At 70.4% G+C, this 14,062-nt stretch carries 16 protein-coding genes; 6 read left to right on the forward strand and 10 right to left on the reverse strand.

The window, feature by feature from the left end:
• Positions 1 to 3: 3 nt before the first annotated feature.
• The gene (locus JM664_RS01810; protein ID WP_227418184.1) at positions 4 to 360 is read left to right on the forward strand and encodes a hypothetical protein; all 357 of its coding nucleotides are present in this window, start codon (positions 4 to 6) and stop codon (positions 358 to 360) included.
• Between the two features lie 4 nt (positions 361 to 364).
• Here JM664_RS01810 and JM664_RS01815 read toward each other — a convergent pair whose 3' ends face one another.
• Together JM664_RS01815 and JM664_RS01820 are read right to left on the reverse strand one after the other, a co-directional pair.
• Entirely contained in the window at positions 365 to 2,875 is a 2,511-nt protein-coding gene (locus JM664_RS01815) for an ABC transporter permease (RefSeq protein WP_406675755.1), read from the reverse strand.
• Between the two features lie 35 nt (positions 2,876 to 2,910).
• A complete protein-coding gene (locus tag JM664_RS01820; protein ID WP_227418185.1) occupies positions 2,911 to 3,600 on the reverse strand; it encodes an ABC transporter ATP-binding protein in 690 nt (229 codons plus the stop codon).
• Between JM664_RS01820 and JM664_RS01825 the strand changes: the two genes are divergently transcribed.
• On the forward strand, positions 3,599 to 4,312 hold the full coding sequence (locus JM664_RS01825; RefSeq protein WP_406675756.1) for an arylesterase: 714 nt from the start codon (positions 3,599 to 3,601) through the stop codon (positions 4,310 to 4,312). The genes JM664_RS01820 and JM664_RS01825 overlap by 2 nt on opposite strands.
• Here the strand turns inward: JM664_RS01825 and hemC are convergent.
• Positions 4,271 to 5,212: a hydroxymethylbilane synthase gene (gene hemC, locus JM664_RS01830; RefSeq protein WP_227418186.1), complete on the reverse strand. Its 942-nt coding sequence runs from the start codon at positions 5,210 to 5,212 to the stop codon at positions 4,271 to 4,273. The two genes, JM664_RS01825 and hemC, sit on opposite strands and share 42 nt — an antisense overlap.
• 71 nt (positions 5,213 to 5,283) lie before the next feature.
• Here hemC and hemE point away from each other — a divergent pair, with 71 nt between their 5' ends.
• Positions 5,284 to 6,324, forward strand: a complete 1,041-nt coding sequence (gene hemE, locus JM664_RS01835) for a uroporphyrinogen decarboxylase (RefSeq protein WP_227418187.1) — start codon at positions 5,284 to 5,286, stop codon at positions 6,322 to 6,324.
• A gap of 33 nt (positions 6,325 to 6,357) precedes the next feature.
• Here hemE and JM664_RS01840 read toward each other — a convergent pair whose 3' ends face one another.
• The 3 genes from JM664_RS01840 to hemF all read right to left on the reverse strand — a co-directional run bounded on the left by JM664_RS01840 (position 6,358) and on the right by hemF (position 8,469).
• A complete protein-coding gene (locus JM664_RS01840; RefSeq protein ID WP_227418188.1) occupies positions 6,358 to 7,071 on the reverse strand; it encodes a hypothetical protein in 714 nt (237 codons plus the stop codon).
• Positions 7,061 to 7,483, reverse strand: a complete 423-nt coding sequence (locus JM664_RS01845; protein ID WP_227418189.1) for a phage holin family protein — start codon at positions 7,481 to 7,483, stop codon at positions 7,061 to 7,063. The genes JM664_RS01840 and JM664_RS01845 overlap by 11 nt, the downstream gene beginning before the upstream one ends.
• A 107-nt stretch (positions 7,484 to 7,590) precedes the next feature.
• A complete protein-coding gene (gene hemF, locus JM664_RS01850; RefSeq protein WP_227418190.1) occupies positions 7,591 to 8,469 on the reverse strand; it encodes an oxygen-dependent coproporphyrinogen oxidase in 879 nt (292 codons plus the stop codon).
• Between the two features lie 64 nt (positions 8,470 to 8,533).
• On the opposite strand from hemF, the gene JM664_RS01855 reads away from it, so the two are divergent.
• The gene (locus JM664_RS01855) at positions 8,534 to 8,887 is read left to right on the forward strand and encodes a hypothetical protein (RefSeq protein ID WP_227418191.1); all 354 of its coding nucleotides are present in this window, start codon (positions 8,534 to 8,536) and stop codon (positions 8,885 to 8,887) included.
• On the opposite strand, the gene JM664_RS01860 is transcribed toward JM664_RS01855, so the two are convergent.
• Genes JM664_RS01860 through clpS form a run of 3 tightly spaced genes read right to left on the reverse strand, consistent with a single transcriptional unit; the run spans position 8,884 to position 11,013 of the window.
• Positions 8,884 to 9,690 (reverse strand): SDR family NAD(P)-dependent oxidoreductase, encoded by an 807-nt coding sequence (locus JM664_RS01860; RefSeq protein WP_227418192.1) that lies wholly within the window; start codon positions 9,688 to 9,690, stop codon positions 8,884 to 8,886. The two genes, JM664_RS01855 and JM664_RS01860, sit on opposite strands and share 4 nt — an antisense overlap.
• Positions 9,691 to 9,702: 12 nt before the next feature.
• Positions 9,703 to 10,683: a class I SAM-dependent methyltransferase gene (locus tag JM664_RS01865; RefSeq protein ID WP_227418193.1), complete on the reverse strand. Its 981-nt coding sequence runs from the start codon at positions 10,681 to 10,683 to the stop codon at positions 9,703 to 9,705.
• An 18-nt stretch (positions 10,684 to 10,701) separates the two neighbouring features.
• Complete coding sequence (gene clpS / locus JM664_RS01870; RefSeq protein WP_227418194.1) at positions 10,702 to 11,013, reverse strand: ATP-dependent Clp protease adapter ClpS; 312 nt, start codon at positions 11,011 to 11,013, stop codon at positions 10,702 to 10,704.
• Between the two features lie 111 nt (positions 11,014 to 11,124).
• Between clpS and JM664_RS01875 the strand changes: the two genes are divergently transcribed.
• Both JM664_RS01875 and JM664_RS01880 read left to right on the forward strand, forming a co-directional pair.
• Positions 11,125 to 11,829 (forward strand): HAD family hydrolase, encoded by a 705-nt coding sequence (locus JM664_RS01875; protein ID WP_227418195.1) that lies wholly within the window; start codon positions 11,125 to 11,127, stop codon positions 11,827 to 11,829.
• Between the two features lie 239 nt (positions 11,830 to 12,068).
• Positions 12,069 to 13,664 (forward strand): D-alanyl-D-alanine carboxypeptidase family protein, encoded by a 1,596-nt coding sequence (locus JM664_RS01880; RefSeq protein WP_227418351.1) that lies wholly within the window; start codon positions 12,069 to 12,071, stop codon positions 13,662 to 13,664.
• Here the strand turns inward: JM664_RS01880 and JM664_RS01885 are convergent.
• On the reverse strand, positions 13,661 to 13,945 hold the full coding sequence (locus tag JM664_RS01885; protein WP_227418196.1) for a hypothetical protein: 285 nt from the start codon (positions 13,943 to 13,945) through the stop codon (positions 13,661 to 13,663). The genes JM664_RS01880 and JM664_RS01885 overlap by 4 nt on opposite strands.
• Between the last annotated feature and the right edge of the window lie 117 nt (positions 13,946 to 14,062).

Genomic DNA, 14,062 nt, shown 5'->3' on the forward strand with positions numbered 1-14,062 from the left:
CCCGTGCCGCGGCGGGACTATCCCGAGACGCCGGACGGCCGCTACTTCGTCGCCCGCGGCCGCCTCTGGCGCAGGACCGACCCGCGCCTCGACGAGGGCGAGCGCCGGGCCGCGGTCAAGGCGCTGATGCAGGCGCGGCGCGCGGTGGGACAGGCGGAGGACCCCGAAGCAGAGCATGAGGCACGGGCGGCGGTGGACGCCGCGAAGCGGCGCCTCGGCGAGCGCGGCCCGGTCTGGTGGGACGACGATGCGCCGGACGAAACCGGCCGCGCCCCCTGGACCACGCGCTACGCCGACTGGTGGGAAGGCCTCAACGACGAGGCGCGTGCGGCAGGGATCGGCACCCGCAAGGACCGCTGAGCCGTCACTCCCGCGCCCGGAGGATCTGCGCCGGCCGCGCGGCGAGCGGGCGCCAGGCGAAGGCGAGCCCGGCAACCAGCGTCGCCATGATCCCGCCGAGCACGATGGCTAGTGCCGACACCGGCTCAAACCGGTAGTCCGTCTCCATCACGAAGGTGGTGACCCCCCAACCCGCCAGTCCGCCGGCAAAGATCGCGACGAGGCCCGCCGCCGCGCCTAGGATGGCCGAGCGCAGCGCGAAGTTGGCGAGGATCGCCGCGCGCGAGGCGCCGAGCGTCTTGAGCACCGCCGCCTCGTAGGTACGCGCCCGCTCGCCCGCCGCCGCCGCGCCGATCAGGACGATACCGCCGGTGAGCAGCGTGGCGCCGGCGCCATAGGTGACGGCCGCTGCGATGCCCGCCAGAACCTCGGCCACCCGGTCGATCGCCTCGCGAACGGAGATCAGCGTGATGTTCGGATAGCTCGTAGACAGATCGCGCAGGATCGCCGCCTCCGCCTCCTCGCCCGAATAGATTGTCGAAATGTAGGTGTGCGGCGCCCCCTCGATGGCGGCGGGATTCATTGAAATGACGAAGCCGATGCCGGCGCTGGAGAAGTCGACCTCGCGGAATGAGGTGATCTCCGCCATGATCTCGCGCCCGAGGATGTTGACCGTGATCGTGTCGCCCAGTTCCAGCCCGATCTCCGCGGCCTCCTCTGCCGCGAAGCTGACCTGAGGCGGGCCGTCATAGTCCTCGGACCACCATGCACCCGCCGTCAGCGCCGCGTCGCTCGGCGGGCGGGCCGAGTAGGTGACCCCACGGTCGCCACGGATGACCCAATGGTCGGCAACCTCGCGTGCCGGGCGGCCGTTGATCTGCGTGACGACGCCGCGCAGCATCGGCGCCGTCTCCACGTCTTCGACTGCCGGGTCGGTCTCCAGTCGCTCCAGGAAGCCGTCGATCTGGTCGGGCTGAATGTCGACGACGAAGAAGCTCGGCGCACGCTCCGGCAGGTCGCGCTCGATGGCCGAGCGCAGGTTGCTGTCGATCTGGCCCACCGCCGCCAGCACCGAGAGGCCGAGACCCAGCGACAGCACTACAGACGCAGTCTCGGCCCCCGGCCCGCCGACCGAGCCCAGCGCCAGCCGCGCCACTGTGCGGCCGCGAAGCGCGTGCGCCCGGGCCAGACGTGCCGCGAGCCGGCGCACGCCCGATGCCGCGGCAACCAGAACCGCGAACGCTCCGACAAGGCCGGCCGCGCTCCAGAGCGTCAGCGTCATCAGACCAGACAGGAAGGCCGCCAATCCGACCAGCAGCGCCAGCGTCGCCGCTGTCGCCGCGATCCAGATCGCGCGCGGACGACCGGCCATGTGGCCGATGTCGCGAAAAAGGGCGGCCGCGCGCACGTCCTCCGTCCGCGCAAGCGGCCAGAGCGTGAAGAGGAGCGCGGCGAGGATGCCGTAGAGCGCCGCTTCTGCGAGCGGGCCGAGATGCACGGCGAACGAGGCGGGCAGCGGCAGCCGCGCCTCGATCAGCGGCGCGAAGGCTAGCGGCAGCGCGACACCGAGGATTAGGCCCAGCGTCACCCCGACCAGCGTCAGCGCGCCGATCTGCAGGAAATAGCTGAGGAAGATCGTGCGCCGCTCCGCCCCGAGGCTCTTCAGCGTCGCGATCGTCGGCACCTTCTCGTCGAGATAGGCCCGCACCGCGGCCGACACGCCGACGCCGCCGACCGCGAGCCCGGCGAGGCCGGTGAGGACAAGGAACGCGCCCAGCCGCTCGACGAAGCGGGTGATGCCGCGCGCGCCGTTCCGCCGGTCGCGCCAGCTCGCGCCTTCGTTCATCGCCGCTTCGGCTTCGGCCCGGAGTGCGTCGAGGTCGGTCTCCGGCGGCAGGCGCAGGCGATACTCGGTCTCGAAGAGCGAGCCGGGCTGCAGGAGGCCCGAGTCCGCAAGCGCCTCCGTCCGGACTATGGTGGTAGGCCCGAGACTGAAGCCTTGGGTCGCGGTGTCCGGCTCTCGCTCGAGCACCGCGCTCAGCAAGAAGTCCGTCTCGCCCAGACGGACGGTATCGCCGGGGTCCAAGCCCAGCCGGTCCACCAGCACGCGGTCAACAACGGCGCCGGGCCGACCCGCGGCCCCGTCGAGCGCCTCGGCAAGCGGCATCGGCGGGTCGAGCACGACCGCGCCCAGCAGAGGGTAGGCGGCGTCGACGCCCTTGACCTGCGTCAGCGCCCGGTCCTCGCCCGCCACCGCCATCGAGCGGAACTCGACCACTTCGGAGACAGCGCCCTGCGCCTCCAGCCACTGCCGCTCCTGCGGCTCTGCAAAGCGGTAGGTGAGCTCCACCTGCGCGTCGCCGCCCAGGATCGTCGCGGCCTCGCGTTCCAGCCCGCGTTCGATGCTCTCGCGCACCGTGCCCACGGCGGCGATGGCGGCCACGCCCAGCGCGAGGCAGGCGAGAAACACGCGGAAGCCGCGCACCCCGCCCCTCAGCTCGCGCAAGGCGATGCGCAGCGCGACCGGCAGCCGCAGGTCCCGCCGTCGCGGCGCGGCGCAGTCGAGGACGCTCACTCCGCCGCCCGCGCCAGCTCGGGTTCGACGCGGCCGTCGCGCATCCGCACCACGCGGCCGCAGCGCTCGGCCAGCTCGCGGGCGTGCGTGACCAGCACCAGCGTCGCGCCACGCTCGTGCAGGCCGAAGAGCAGGTCCATGATCGTCTCGCCCGTCGTCTCGTCGAGGTTGCCCGTCGGCTCGTCGGCGAGCAGGATGTCGGGCCGCGGCGCCGCGGCGCGGGCGAGCGCGACGCGCTGCTGCTCGCCCCCCGATAGCTGCGCCGGGTAATGCGCCGCCCGATCGGCGAGGCCCATGAGCCTCAGCTCCTCCTCGGCCCGCTCGAAGGCGTCCGGCTTCCCCGCCAGCTCCAGCGGAGTCGCGACGTTCTCGAGCGCCGTCATCGTCGGGATCAGGTGGAAGGACTGGAAGACGATGCCCATATGGTTGCGTCTGAACCGGGCCAGCTCGTCCTCGCCCAGCGCCGTCAGGTCGCGCCCCAGCGCCATGACCGACCCGCCGGTGGCGCGCTCGAGCCCGCCCATGAGCATGAGGAGCGACGACTTGCCCGAGCCCGAAGGACCCACCAGCGCCACCGTCTCCCCCCGCGCCACGTCAAGGTCGATGCCGCGCAGGATCTCGACGCGGCCCGCGTTGCCGTCGAGGCTGAGCCGCGCATCGCTGAGGGAAAGGATCGTGTCGGTCATCCGGCGCTCCGCTGAGGTTCCCAAGGCATATGGTCTCCTACGCAACACCCGCAACGCCGGATTGGTCGCGGTGCTCGCCGGCGCGGCACAGGCCGAGACGGTGATTGCCGCGCTGGGCGACAGCCTGACGCAGGGCTACGGCCTGCCGCAGGAGCAGGGCCTGGTGCCGCAACTGCAGGAATGGCTCGACGCGCGCGGCGCAGAGGCGCGGGTGCTGAATGCGGGCGTCTCGGGCGACACGACGGCGGGGGGCCTCTCCCGCGTCGAATGGACGCTGACGGACGAGGTCGACGCGATGATCGTGGCGCTCGGCGGCAACGACATCTTGCGCGGGATCGACCCGGCGGTGAGTCGCGACAACATCGACGGCATCCTTGGGGCGGCCGAGGCCGCCGAGGTCGAGGTACTGCTGGTGGGCGTCGAAGCGCCGGGCAACTACGGCGCGGACTACAAGGCGGCGTTCGACAGACTCTATGTCGACCTGTCGGAAGAGTACGGCACGCTGCTGGTCGAGAGCTTCTTCGCCCCGCTGGAGGCCTCCGGCGACCGCGACACCGCGATGCAGGCCTACATGCAGCCGGACGGGCTGCATCCCAACGCGGCCGGCGTGGAGCTGATCGTCGAGGCGTTGGGGCCGTCCGTGCTGGAGCTGATCGACCGAACCGAAAGCTCAGCGCCAGTCGAAGAAGCCGGGGCCGGCGCGGGACAGTAGCTCCGCCGCCAGCGCGCGACCCATCGCGGCGCCATCCTCGGCGGGCCCCTCAGTCTCGTCGGCCAGCGCCTCCGACCCGTCCGTGCGCAGGATCTCGCCGCGCAGCCTGAGGCGGCCGCCGTCGAGTTCAGCCAGCCCCGCGATCGGCGTCTCGCACGACCCGTCGAGCGCGGCGAGGAACGAGCGCTCCGCTGCAAGGCGCAGGCCCGTCTCCGCGTCGTGCAGCGGCTCCAGCAGGCCGGCAGCCCGCGAGTCGTCGCCGCGCCGCTCGACGCCGATGGCGCCCTGCGCGATGGCGGGCAGCATCTCCTCCGGCTCGATCTCGGTCCGCGGCACGTCCTCGGCGCGGAGCCGGTTCAGGCCGGCCATGGCGAGGAACGTGGCCGCCGCGACACCGTCGTGCAGCTTTCTCAGGCGCGTCTGCACATTGCCGCGGAACTCCACCACCGTCACGTCCGGCCGGCGGTGAAGGAGCTGCGACTTGCGCCGAAGCGACGAGGTGCCCACCACGGCCCCCTGCGGCAGGTCGCGCAGCAGGCCGCGGCCGGGCGAGACGAAGGCGTCCCGCACGTCCTCCCGCGGCAGGTAGATGCCGAGCGTCAGACCCCTCGGCTGCTCGACCGGCATGTCCTTCATCGAATGGACCGCCACGTCGATCTCGCCGCCGATCAGCGCCTCCTCGATCTCCTTGGTGAAGAGGCCCTTGCCGCCGATCTCCTTGAGCGGGCGGTCGATCACGCGGTCGCCCGTCGTCTTGATCGTGACGATGGAAAACGCCTCGAACGGCAGGTCGTGCGCCAGCGCCAGGCGCTCGCGCGTCTCGTTCGCCTGCGCCAGCGCCAGCGGCGAGCCGCGGGTGCCGATGCGGAACGGTCTTTCGGGGGTGGGGAGCGGCTGCATGGCCACCGTCTAGCCTCGCCGAGGTCTGGAGACAACTTGACAAGGCGGGCGGCCCGCGTGACCAACCGCCGATGGAAACAAAGCTGCTTCTGCGCGCCCTCGCCGGCGAGACGTTGCCGGTTCCGCCGGTCTGGATGATGCGCCAGGCGGGGCGCTACCTGCCGGAGTACCGGGCGACGCGGGCGAAGGCGGGCGACTTCCTGTCGCTCTGCTACAACCCCGAACTCGCGGCCGAGGTGACGCTGCAGCCGATCCGGCGCTATGGCTTCGACGCTGCCATCCTCTTCGCCGATATCCTGCTGGTGCCGCAGGCGCTGGGCGCGGACCTGTGGTTCGTGCAGGGCGAAGGGCCGCGGCTCTCCACCGTCACGGGGCCGGAGGACTTTGCACGGCTGCGCCCGGCGAGCGACGTGCACGAAACGCTGTCACCGATCTACGAGACGGTGCGGATCCTTCGCGAGACGCTGCCGCCTGAGACGGCGCTGATCGGCTTCGCAGGCGCGCCCTGGACGGTGGCGACCTACATGATCGCGGGGCGCGGCACCCCGGACCAGGGTCCGGCCCATGCGCTGATGGCCGAGCAGCCGGAGGTCCTCGAGGCGCTGATCGAGCGGCTCACCGAGGCGACGGTGGAGTACCTCTCCCGCCAGATCGAGGCGGGCGCCGAGGTGGTCAAGCTCTTCGACAGCTGGGCGGGGTCGCTGCAGGGCGCGGCCTTCGAACGCTATGCGCTGGAGCCTGCGCGGTATATCATTGCTGCGCTCAACGCGCGCCATCCGGGCGTGCCGGTCATCGCCTTCCCGCGCGAGGCGGGTGCGCGCTACGAGGGGTTTGCTCAGGCGACCGGGGCGGACTGCGTGGCGCTCGACAGCGCGGTAGAGCCTGACTGGGCAGCCACGCACGTGCAGAACCCATCGAAAAGCCGGGTGTGCGTGCAGGGCAATCTCGACCCGCGCCTCCTCGTGACCGGCGGACCGGAACTGGTCGCGTCGACACGGCGGATCGTCCGCGCCTTCGCCGGAGGGCCGCACATCTTCAACCTGGGGCATGGCATCACGCCTGACGCCGACCCGGATAACGTGGCGAGGATGATCGAGACCGTGCGCGGCTGACGCGGGCGCCGCTCCTCGACGCCCGCGCCTTGTTCAGACCTTGCGCTCGGGGTTCTTCGGGTCCGGCGTCCGTGGCCCGGTGTCGGAGGAGACAGTGGTTCCGCCGCCGGGGGTTCCCTGGTCACGAGTGCCGCTTCCGCCGGCTGCCGGCTTCCACGTCGAGTCGCCGGACGTGCTGCTTGCGGGTGCGGAGGTCGCGCCTGATCCGGTGGCCGTGGTGCTCCGCGGGGGGACGCTTCCCGCAGTGCCCGCTCCGGCCGTGTGAGCAGTCTCGGAAGTCGGCCGGCCGACGTCGGGGATCGGCCCGCTCGGTCCCGAGGCTCCGGGCGCGCCGGTGGCGGGGGTCGGCGGGGCCGAGCCTGACCGCGGCGCGCCCGAGAAGGCGTCGCGCCGCGTATCGCCGATGCCGCCCCGTCCGTCGTCCACCGCACCTCGCGCGGTGTCGCGGTAGCCATCCGGTGGCGGCAGGCGACGCGTCGCGGGTGCATACGGCCGCGCCTGCGACGGACCGAACGCCAGCCACGCCACGCCGATGCCGATCAGCGCCACCGCAATCGGCTTCTCGCGAATCGCGCGGCCCAGCGTCTGACCGAAGTCGCCGCCGTTCGAGCGCATGTACTGGCCCGCCCGGTTCCAGGCTTCCTCGAACGTCAGTCGGTTCAGGATCTCGTCCAACGTATTTTGGAGCGCCGCACGCTCCTCTTCCAGCTCGCGCTCGATATCGCGTGAGGATCGCTCAGTGGCCATCGGTTGCCTCCTTTACGGCATAGGCGTCACGCTTCAGGTTCTTCGCCGTCCGCGTCGGCGCAAGGCTGGAGGCCTTGAGGTCGTTCTGCCCCTTGCGCAGCATGATCACCGCAATGAGCGCCAGAGCCAGTCCCACGACCAGCGCCGCCCATCCGGCGCCCAGGCCGAGCTCGGCGAGGCCCGCGACGATCGCCGCCGCGAGCACGTTCAGCGCCGTCAGCAAAAGGATCAGCGCGCCGACGAGAAGTCCGACCGCCGTCGCCGCCCTGTTCACGTTTTCCTGCATCTCGGCGCGGGCGAGGTCGACTTCGCTGCGCACGAGCATGCTGATCTGGGAAATCACGTCCTGGACCAGCCCCGGCGTGCTGCGGGCACGTTCGTCATGGGCGGTCGCGGGTCCTGGATCTGCCATCAGTTCCTCCGGTCTCTCAATCTGCCGGACACGCCGGCTCTGTCGATCAAGAAGGATTCAACGCATCAGGTTCCGCGTCTGCGGCTGCCACGGCTGCCCGCAACACCTCAGAACCACTTGGCGAGCGGCGGCAGGCTCATCAGGACGGCATTGGCGTCGTGACCGGTCTCGAGGCCGAACTTGGTGCCTCGGTCGTAGACGAGGTTGTACTCGGCATAGAGCCCGCGGTGGATTAGCTGCCGGTCGCGATCCTCTTCCGACCAGTCCATTTCGCGGCGGGCGTTCCAGATCGGCAGGACCGCGGGCAGGAAGGCGCGGCCCACGTCCTGGGTGAAGGCGAAGTCCGCCTCCCAGTCGCCGCGGTCCAGGTCGTCGTAGAAGATGCCGCCGACGCCGCGGGCGCGACCACGGTGGGGGATGTAGAAGTACTCGTCCGCCCATGCCTTGAAGCGCGGGTAGAGGTCCGTGCCGTGCGGATCGCACGCCGCCTTGAGCGTGGCGTGGAAGTGGGCCGTGTCGTCGGGGAACTCGATGCAGGGGTTGAGGTCGGACCCGCCGCCGAACCACCAGGCGTGCGGCGTCCAGAACATCCGCGTGTTCATGTGAACCGCCGGCATCATCGGATTCTCCATGTGCGCGACGAGGCTGATGCCCGACGCCCAGAAGCGCGGGTCCTCGGTCATGCCAGGCAGCCCCTTGCGCGCCGCCATCGCCGCCTGCGCCCGCTCGCCGAGCGTGCCGTAGACGGTCGAGACGTTGACGCCGACCTTCTCGAACACCCGCCCGCCGCGCATCACGCTCATCAGTCCGCCGCCGGCGTCGGACCCGTCGGAGGAGGCGCGGCGCGTCTCGCTGACCTCGAACCGACCCACCGGACGATCGGACGCTTGCCGGTCCTCCAGCGCCTCGAACGCCGCGACGATGTCGTCCCTGAGCTGGCGAAACCACGCCGACGCCTGCGCCTTTTCCTCGGACATTTCGCTCATGTGATCCCCCTTGCGCTGCTCGGGCGATACCATACGCTCGCCGGGTGGCAACCGAGGTGGCGCCGTGCACCGACTGACCCTGCTGCTGCTCATTCCCCTGATCGCCTGCGCCGAGCCGGCCGAGCGGTGCGAGCGTGCGGTCGAGCGCGAAATCCGGGTGGTGAGCCGCCTGATCGATGAGACGGAGCGCAACCTGAGGCGCGGCTATGCTTACGAGCTGGAGCCGCGGCACATACGCACCGGACTCACGCTCTGCTCCGGCGGGCGCAACGTCAGCTTCTGCACCGGCGGCTACAACACCCCCCGCCGTACGCCGGTCGCAATCGACCCCGAGGCCGAGCAGCGCAAGCTCGACAAGCTGCAAGCGCGGCGCTCAGCGCTCGTCAGCCGCGGCGTGGGGACCTGCGTCGACCGCTAATGGGCCGCAGCCTCCACGGGATCGACCAGCGTCCGCCCTCCGTCGACCGTCAGCACCTGCCCGGTCATGAAGCCCGATCCGTCGCTCGCCAAGAACTGCACGACCTCCGCCACCTCCGACGGGCTGGCGATCCGGCTGAGCGGCGTATGGCCGATGATCTCGCCGCGGATGTCCTCGTCCTCGCGCAGCGCGCCCCGAAGCGAGGCGCTCATCACGCTGCCGAAGGCGACGGCGTTGACCCGGATGCGGTGCGGCGCCAGCGCGACGGCCAGCGAACGCGTCAGCTGCTCCATCGCCGCCGAACTGACGGAATAGGCCATCAGCTCGGGCTGGGTCCGGCGCGCGGCGATGGAAGAAAGGTTGATGATCGACCCCGCCGGCCCGTCGTTCTCGTCACCCTCGGCCTGGTGGATCATGCGCCGCGCGAAGATCTGGCTGAGCCTGAGGCCGGTCAGGAGATTCTGCTGCAGGAGCAGCTCCATCGCGTCGTCCTCGCTGTTGAGCGGGTCGCCTGCGACCATCTGGCGGCTGGCGTTGACCAGGATGTCCACCCGGTCGAAGTCGTCGATCGTGGCTGAGAGCAGGTTGGCAACTGTCAGCTTCTCGCGCAGGTCGCCCGCAAACGAGCGGACGTTGCCCTCGCGGCTGTCGATGTCGCCCAGCTCGCGCTCCAGCTTCGCCTCGTCGCGATCGGCGAAGACGACGTTCGCGCCGCTTTCGGCAAAGTGACGCGCAATGGCGAGGCCGAGGCCGTTCGCCGCGCCGGTAACGACGGCGGTCTTGCCTGCGATGGAAAACGACATGGCGGCCTTCTGTCAGCGCGACGTGCGGCGGGGATGCGTCGCCTGGATCACCTTGAACCCGCCGTCGCCGGCGACCTCCCGCACCGTGCGAAAGGCTTCGTTCAGCGTCGTCTCATACGGCAGATGGCGATTGGCGACCATCCAGAACTGGCCCGAGGGCTTCAGCATCCCGGCGGCCGCGGCGACAAAGCCACGCCCGATCGACGGATCTGGCCGACGGCCCTGGTGGAACGGCGGGTTCGTCACCACCGCGTCGAGCGGCTGCGGCGGCCGGAAGCGGGTCGCGTCGGCCCAGTGGAAGATCACCCGCGGATCGTCGAGGTTGGCGCGAGCGCAGGCGAGCGCGGCATGTTCGGCCTCGACCGCGTGAAGGGACCGGACCTTGTCGGACCGCAGGATCGCGCGGCCGAGATAGCCCCAGCCAGCACCGAGGTCCGCCACCTCGCCGCCAAGCGCAGGCAGCACTTCCGCAAGTGCGACAGAGCCCGGATCCGGCCCGTCGGCGGAGAACACGCCTGGCGCTGTCGCGAACCCCTCGACCTCGCGTGGCGCCGACTCCCAGTCCCGAAACACCTCGGAAGACGCGAAGGCAAAGAGCTTGCCGTGAGCCTTCGAGATTACCTCGCCCACCTCGGTGCGCGCCCTCACTTCACGCAGGATACCGTCGATCCCGTCGGTCTTCTGCCCGTCGACCGCCACCCTGCCCTGTGTCAAACGGCACGCCTCCGCGATCATGCCGCGCGCCTGCTCCCGGGCGCGGGGCAGAAAGACAACGGCCGCCGCATAGGGACCGCCTGCTTCCGCAACCGTCCGCCAGGCCCGCGCGGCGAACCAGTCATGGTCGGGGCGGAAGCCGTGGACGATCTCGAGGCGGTCCCTCGGCAGCTCGGCGACCTCAGTCCCGGCAGGCGGGCGGAACAGGGCTATCGCGCCGTCCGGCGGCAGCACGAGGGCGCCCTGATCGAGGGCCAGCGACAAGCGTTGCGATGACATGGCGGACGGGCTGGCGCCCTATTCCTTCTCCATGGTGCACTGAAGCGGGTGCTGATGGCGGCGGGCGAAGTCCATCACCTGCCCCACCTTGGTCTCGGCGACCTCGAACGAGAAGACGCCGACGACGGCCAGACCCTTCTTGTGCACGGTCAGCATCAACTCGAAAGCCTGCGCATGGTTCATGCCGAAGAAACGCTCCAGCACATGGACGACGAACTCCATCGGGGTGTAATCGTCGTTCAGCAGCATGACCTTGTAGAGCGGCGGTCGCTGCGTCCGCGTCCGGGTCTCGAGGACGACGCCCGTATCGTCATCACTCTTGCCCGCCATGACGTGTGGATTAGCGGATGACACAGTGCCAATGCTCCGAATCAGAGGTTCGAGGGCCGGATACCGGGCCGACGATATAGGAACGGGCCACGACGTGAAAAGGGGCGCGCGATGCATCAGTCCAACCGGATCGAGACGATCGGCTTCGACGCCGACGACACGCTCTGGCACAACGAGCGGGTGTTTCGCCTGACCCATGCGCGCTTTGCCGAGCTCCTCGCGGAGCATGGCGAGCCGAGCCACCTCGGCGCCCGGCTCGAGGCGGCGGAGCGCCGCAACCTCGGCCAGTACGGGTTCGGCGTGAAGGGGTTCGTCCTCTCGATGATCGAGACCGCGCTCGACGTCACCGACGACCGCGTCCCGGCGTCGGTCATCCGCCAGCTGATCGAGGCAGGGCAGGAGATGCTCAGCCACCCGATCGAGCTCCTGCCGCATGCGCGCGAGACCGTGGAGGCGCTCGCTTCCCGCCACACGCTCCTCCTGATCACCAAGGGCGACCTGCTCGACCAGGAGCGCAAGCTGGCGCAGTCGGGCCTCGGTGAGCTGTTCGACGGGGTCGAGATCGTCTCGGACAAGACGCCGGACATCTACCGCGGCATCTTCGCCCGTCACGGCCTTGCCGCCGAGCGCGTCGCGATGGTCGGAAACTCGGTGCGATCGGACGTGGTGCCCGTCATCGAGGCCGGCGGCTGGGGCATCCACTGCCCGCACGAGACTACCTGGTCCTACGAGCGGCACGACGCGCCGATCGACAGTCCGCGATTCCGCGAAATTGGCGATCTCTCCGCTCTACCCGCTCTAGTTGAGTCGCTTTGACACCCGATCTTGATGCCAAGTGGCGGAGAAGACGCCACATTTTGCGTGTCACTTATGAAGAACACCACGCAACCGGCTGGCGATAAGGGGTTTTTCGAGGATCATCCTCATGCTACGGTTCATCTTGCGGACGGGGCGCAGACCCTGCCGCGAGAGGCAGTGAAAGGGTGAGCGACGTGCAGAAGCGCTTGGGGCAGCCGGCCCGAAACGGACTCCTGATCCTCACGATCTTCGTCTTCATGTTCGTGCCGCTGGTAGCGGTCGCCGCGCCCTACGCGGCCATGGTGATCGACGCGCGCACGGGCGAGGTCCTGCATTCGCGCAACGCGGACACGCGGCTGCATCCCGCCTCACTGACCAAGATGATGACGCTCTACATCGCGTTCCAGGCTGTGGAGAACGGCGAGATCAGCCTAGACACGCCGGTCACGATCTCGCGTAACGCGGCGGCCGAGCCGCCCTCCAAGCTGGGCCTCAGGGCGGGACAGCGGATCCAGTTCCGCTACCTCATCCGCGCCGCGGCGGTGAAGTCGGCGAACGACGCCGCCACCGCGATCGGCGAGGCGATCGCCGGCTCCGAGGCCGCCTTCGCCCGCCGGATGAACCGCACCGCCCGCGCCCTCGGGATGAGTCGCACCAGCTTCAAGAACGCGCACGGCCTGACCGAGAACGGGCATCTCTCGACGGCGCGCGACATGACGACGCTCGGCCGGCGGCTCTTCTTCGACCACCCGCAGTACTACAACCTCTTCTCGCGGCGGGCGACCAACGCCGGCGGAACCGAGGTCTACAACACCAACCGCCGCTTCCTCGCCGCCTATCGCGGTGCTGACGGGATCAAGACCGGCTACACCCGCGCCGCGGGCTTCAACCTCGTCGCGTCGGCCGAGCGCGGCACCGAACGCATTATCGCCACGATGTTCGGCGGCAGCTCCACGGCCGCCCGCAACAAGCGCGTCGCCGAGCTGCTCGACATGGGCTTTTCCCGCGCGGCCACGCACGTGGCAGTCGTCCGCCCGCCCGCGGTCAACTTCGACGTACAGGAGCCGACCCACGCCGCGCGCAACGCGCTCGCCGTCGCCACCAGCCTCAGGCCCCCGAGCAACCCGCGCCACGTCGCGCTTGCCTTGGCCGAGACTGTCAGCCGGCCAATCGAGACCACGGCCGCCGTGGCTGAGGCGCTGGGCGAGGCGGCCGCGCCGCTGATCGAGGGCGCCGTGACGGCAGCCCTCGACACGGACGACGCCACGACCACGGGCGGGCCGGCGACCGTGGAGGAGGCGGCGGAAGCCGTCGCCATCGCGCTTGCCGTTGACACCACCGCGGCGGAGCCGGAGGCGCAGGGCGCCGCGGCGGCGGACTCGCCCACGGCTTTGGCGCTCGCCGACGCGCAGGCCGTCGCTCCGGCCGAGGTCGAGGCCGACGACGAGATCCGCGCCGCCCTCGCCGAAGCGATCGGGAGCGCGCCCGCGGACGATCCGGCAGGCGCCGTCGCCTTCGCCTCCTCGCTGCGCCCGGCGCCGCGCCCGGAGCAGTCGGTCGAGGTCGCCTCGGTCGCGCCACAGCCGCAGATCGTGGCCCGTCTTTCGACCTCCGGCGGCCGTCACTGGGGCATCAACATCGGCCGCTACGGCTCGCGCTACGAGGCCGAGCGAATTTTGCTGCAAACGGCGCTTAACGAGGTTGAGACGCTCGACGAGGCGCTGCGCAAGGTCGTCCGCCAGCCGACCGGCTTCGATGCCAACTTCGTCGGCATGACGCAGGGCCGCGCCGAGCTCGCCTGCAATCGCCTCGCCGCCCGCCAGCTCGACTGCACGCCGATCGGACCGAGCTAGACAGGATACCTGACGATCAAGGGGCGCGGCCCGGCGGGTCGCGCCCCTGTCGATTCTAAGGGCGCCGGAACCGCCGCCAGGCCGCCAGCGCCCAGCCCTCGCCGGCAGACGATCACCTCGGGCAGCGTGGCGATCCCGTATCGCGCCGGATCGAAGGTCTCGTTCAGCCCGCCGACGGCCCGCCTCGACACCACGTCCGCGCCTCCGCCGATCAGACCGGCGAAGTTGAAGATGAACCCTTCGCCAGCGCAGCCCGGAGAAGTGGAGGCCACGAGATCCATATCGCCTCCGGACAGGTGACGACCGGCTCCCGCAGATCCTCGCCGGCGCCGAGGCCGAGGATGCTCTCGACGAAGGTCAGCCGGTCTCGGAACGCCGCCGGATCTGGTGGCGCCCAC

Origin of the sequence: Roseitranquillus sediminis (genome assembly GCF_016918935.1) — a bacterium.
GTDB classification, from domain to species: Bacteria; Pseudomonadota; Alphaproteobacteria; order Rhodobacterales; family Rhodobacteraceae; genus Roseitranquillus; species Roseitranquillus sediminis.

Bases quoted from the DNA above. Each gene is read 5' to 3' on its own strand.
- JM664_RS01820 (WP_227418185.1), bottom strand. From the start codon at position 3,600: ATGACCGACACGATCCTTTCCCTCAGCGATGCGCGGCTCAGCCTCGAC.
- hemC (WP_227418186.1), bottom strand. From the start codon at position 5,212: ATGCAGCCGCTCCCCACCCCCGAAAGACCGTTCCGCATCGGCACCCGC.
- hemE (WP_227418187.1), top strand. From the start codon at position 5,284: ATGGAAACAAAGCTGCTTCTGCGCGCCCTCGCCGGCGAGACGTTGCCG.
- JM664_RS01840 (WP_227418188.1), bottom strand. From the start codon at position 7,071: ATGGCCACTGAGCGATCCTCACGCGATATCGAGCGCGAGCTGGAAGAG.
- JM664_RS01845 (WP_227418189.1), bottom strand. From the start codon at position 7,483: ATGGCAGATCCAGGACCCGCGACCGCCCATGACGAACGTGCCCGCAGC.
- hemF (WP_227418190.1), bottom strand. From the start codon at position 8,469: ATGAGCGAAATGTCCGAGGAAAAGGCGCAGGCGTCGGCGTGGTTTCGC.
- JM664_RS01860 (WP_227418192.1), bottom strand. From the start codon at position 9,690: ATGTCGTTTTCCATCGCAGGCAAGACCGCCGTCGTTACCGGCGCGGCG.
- JM664_RS01865 (WP_227418193.1), bottom strand. From the start codon at position 10,683: ATGTCATCGCAACGCTTGTCGCTGGCCCTCGATCAGGGCGCCCTCGTG.
- clpS (WP_227418194.1), bottom strand. From the start codon at position 11,013: ATGGCGGGCAAGAGTGATGACGATACGGGCGTCGTCCTCGAGACCCGG.
- JM664_RS01875 (WP_227418195.1), top strand. From the start codon at position 11,125: ATGCATCAGTCCAACCGGATCGAGACGATCGGCTTCGACGCCGACGAC.
- JM664_RS01880 (WP_227418351.1), top strand. From the start codon at position 12,069: ATGTTCGTGCCGCTGGTAGCGGTCGCCGCGCCCTACGCGGCCATGGTG.
- JM664_RS01885 (WP_227418196.1), bottom strand. From the start codon at position 13,945: ATGGATCTCGTGGCCTCCACTTCTCCGGGCTGCGCTGGCGAAGGGTTC.